We start from the raw sequence: 3,279 nt of genomic DNA, 5'->3' as shown, positions 1-3,279 counted from the left end.
GCGGCCGCCGACGCCGCCGCGTAGTTGCCGGCGAAATCCTCGACCTTCTTGAGATTGTAGACGTCGCCGGTCCCCTTGATCGAGCTGCCGCCGAGGTCGGCGACGCCGAGCCCCTGCAGCTTGAACGGGTAATCCTTGCCCTGGAAATGCAGGGTGCCGCTGCCCCAGGTCACGCCCACTCCGGCAGCGGCCGATGCACCGGAGAAGCTCACCGTCGCATCGGGCTTCTCGTTTGCCGCCAGCGTGGGCATCGCGGTCATCGAGACCAGCACGGCTGCCGTCAGAAGCGTTGCCGCCATCGTTACCTTTGTCCAAACACGAGTCATCTTCAACATCTCCTTGTCAATGCGGCGCCGATGAATTGGTAGGATCGCGCTCATCGGCACGACGCCGAAAGGTCACCGATGAGAGCGCCTGCGCGTAGCGAATCGCGGCTCGCGCGTTTCGCCCAGCGCTGCGCCGTAGTGTGCCGGCGGGCGGTCGTGGAATCTTGGAGATTCCTGATTGCCGCGCCCCGACTTCGCGGCGCGAGCGGCGTTCCGGAAACGCCAGGCGTTCACGAGGCGACAGTCAACGCGCGAGGACGGGCTTGTGACGGGGTGAACCGGATCGGTCGCGCGCGCCCGATCTCGTCGATGACCAGCGTCACCGCTGGCCCCCGTCGGCTCCTGCGCTCCTCGTCGGTCGTGGGACGCCAACCGAAGCGGCGCCAGGTCTCGACGACCGAGGTCGCCGCCGCCGGCACGTACCGGAACGAGGGGTCGAGGATCGAATAGTTGGGTCTCATCGTTGCATCTCTACCGTGTGGTCCCTCGAGGGCGTTGCACACATGCAGCCATCGTCGCGGCCTTCGGTTGCTTCAGCGTTGCGGGGAGGGCCCCGGAAATGTCGGCCGAAACATGCGCGTCGCTCGGAGACCCGTAATGCGCCCGACCGGATTACCGAGGCAACCATGCGCGGCCGTCTTGCAATGAACCAGTGACCAGGTGCTCGGATACTGATCCGGCGAGCAAACGTTTGGCGACGGCAGGCGGTTCCGGGCCTCGCGAATCTCGAAGGAGACCACTATGCAGATCAGCAAGAATTCCATCGCGCAAGAATTGACGCGGGACGCGGCCGAGGTCGACGCCCTGCTCCGCCATGAACTGGACCGAGCGCGCGACGCCCTCGCCACCGGCATCGACGGCGCGGGGGACCGACTCGGAGACATCGAGGCTGGCACGACCCGCCGGGTGCGCGTGGCGGCGCGCCGGACCGAGCGCTACGTCCGCAAGCACCCGTGGCAGGTTGCGAGCATCGGGATCGCGCTCGCCGTGGCCGTCGGAGTCGCGATCGGCCTCGCCGCGGCGTCGAGAAAGGAGTGAGCCGGCGAACGGTTCGCGAACGACCGACTTGTCTGCGCTCTTTCCTCGTCGCAAGGTGCCCGCTCCGCGGGTCCCATCATTTCTCCGTAATGCATAGCTTCGTACCAACCCTCAAATAACCTCCAAGCAGCCATGCGAATCATATTCACAGCGATCGCTCTCCTCCTCGCAGCGCTTCTGGCCGGGTGCGCCAGCGCGATCGGGCAAGGCGGCCCCGAGCTCGGCGAAGAGTCGGTGCGCTACGGCGTCATCACGCGCATCGAGCCGGTGTCGCTCGAAGGCGATCACCAGCTCGGGCTGGGCGCCGTGCTGGGCGCCGCGGCGGGCGGCATCATCGGCCACCAGTTCGGCGGCGGCAGTGGCCGCGACGTGGCGACCGTGATCGGCGCGGTCGGCGGCGGTCTCGCCGGAAACGCGATTCAGAACCGGTATGTCGACCGCCGGCCGGGCCAGCACATCTTCGTGCGGCTCGACAACGGGGTGACGATCGCGGTCACCGAGCCCGCCGATCCGGCGCTGCGCGTCGGGGATCGCGTGCGCGTCCAGGGACGCGGCATGGACGCGCGCGTCGTCAGAGGCTGACCGGCGAGTCGGAGGGCACCGCCGCGCGGCCGAGATGCCGGGTTCGGCCTGCGCGAGCGACGCCGAGGTCGCGGCGGTTGCAGCCGTGGCCGGGCCCACCGAAGCTGGCGTTGAGCCGATGCTCGCGGGGACGGCAATCACGCATTCCGGGTCGTCGGTCGACGATGCGCGCGCAGTCCAGGCACTGCTGATGCGAGCGTCCGCCGGGTCACTCGCTGAGCCTCGCGGGCAATCAAGAAAGAACAACGGGCGCCGGAGGCGCCCCGTTTCCGAGCGGAGACCCGCGCCGGCTAGAAGAGGTGGCGCAGGCCCACGCCGACGTACCGCGGATCGCCACCCGCGTTCGGCCCGATACCGTTATTCACGATGCCGGCGTAGCGTGCGTTCGTGTCGTTGGTGATGAAGGTACCGTAGGCGTAGACGCTCGAACGCTTCGAAAAGCTATAGGCGTAACCCAGGATCCAGCCGTTCACGGCGGTCGAGCTGCCGTCGAAGGAATACCTGTTACCCGAAACGCTGCCGCGGAGGTCGTTCGCGTGCGCATACTGCAGCCCGAAGGTGTGCGGGCCGAGCTGGTACGCGGCGTCCAGCCGATAGGCGTTGCGCTTGAGCTCGGTCAGGTTTCCATCACCCGTTGCGACCGTGCCGCCGGGGTTGTTGGCGTAGTCCATCTTGTACTTGATCCATTCGTAGTACCCGCCGATCGACAGGCCGAACCCGAAGGTGTAGCGCAGGTTCACGTTCCAGGCGTTGGCGCTGTCGCTGCTGATGCCGTTGCTGGCCGCGGTCCCGATAGGGATGCAAGCGAGGGTCGCCGAGTTGGTGGCCCCAATCGTGGCGTTGCCACCCAGGGCAAACCCCGGGGCGCAACCGGTGCCTATTGCCGGCAGACCGGCCGCCCCCATGCTGCGGGCGGCGGCGGTGATGTAATCGCCGTGATACTCGTAGGCCACCCCGGCATTGAAGCCGCCGAGCGCGTAGTTAAGGCCGACGCTCCAGAGCGACGGCTTGACCGTGGACGGGAAGTTCGGCGATTCATTCGTCGCGTTGCTCGTCGAACCGCTCGTGGCACCGTACTGGACGCGGCCGCTGAATCCGGCCCAATTCGGCGACACATACCACACCGAGTTGGCGACGCGACGGTTGAAGCCCGTCGCCCACCGGAAGCAGTTCGTCGGGTTGACCGTGGTTGTCGCCGACTGGCCGAAGTTCGCGCCGCAGAACTGACCGAGATCTTGACCGGAAATCGTCCCGTCGGCGTTCCCCAGGCCGGCGAGCAAGCCCGCCGCAAAAGTGGTCGAGGCATTCCCGTATGTCGTGTGCGCGGCGCTGA

5 protein-coding genes are annotated in these 3,279 nt (G+C 67.2%); 2 read left to right on the top strand and 3 right to left on the bottom strand.

Features of this window, described 5'->3' with window-relative positions:
- A partial coding sequence (locus VMJ70_12305) for a hypothetical protein (protein HTO91906.1) occupies nt 1–380 on the bottom strand: 380 nt, incomplete at its 3' end.
- Between the two features lie 176 nt (nt 381–556).
- On the bottom strand, nt 557–787 hold the full coding sequence (locus tag VMJ70_12300; protein HTO91905.1) for a hypothetical protein: 231 nt from the start codon (nt 785–787) through the stop codon (nt 557–559).
- Between the two features lie 280 nt (nt 788–1,067).
- Between VMJ70_12300 and VMJ70_12295 the strand changes: the two genes are divergently transcribed.
- Entirely contained in the window at nt 1,068–1,364 is a 297-nt protein-coding gene (locus VMJ70_12295; protein ID HTO91904.1) for a hypothetical protein, read from the top strand.
- 132 nt (nt 1,365–1,496) lie between these two features.
- The gene (locus VMJ70_12290) at nt 1,497–1,946 is read left to right on the top strand and encodes a glycine zipper 2TM domain-containing protein (GenBank protein ID HTO91903.1); all 450 of its coding nucleotides are present in this window, start codon (nt 1,497–1,499) and stop codon (nt 1,944–1,946) included.
- A 290-nt stretch (nt 1,947–2,236) separates the two neighbouring features.
- On the opposite strand, the gene VMJ70_12285 is transcribed toward VMJ70_12290, so the two are convergent.
- The coding region (locus VMJ70_12285) for a porin (protein ID HTO91902.1) at nt 2,237–3,279 on the bottom strand (1,043 nt) is incomplete at its 5' end.

This window comes from Candidatus Sulfotelmatobacter sp. (assembly GCA_035498555.1).
Taxonomy (GTDB): domain Bacteria; phylum Eisenbacteria; class RBG-16-71-46; order RBG-16-71-46; family RBG-16-71-46; genus DATKAB01.
This window is presented reverse-complemented; position numbering and strand designations above follow the sequence as displayed.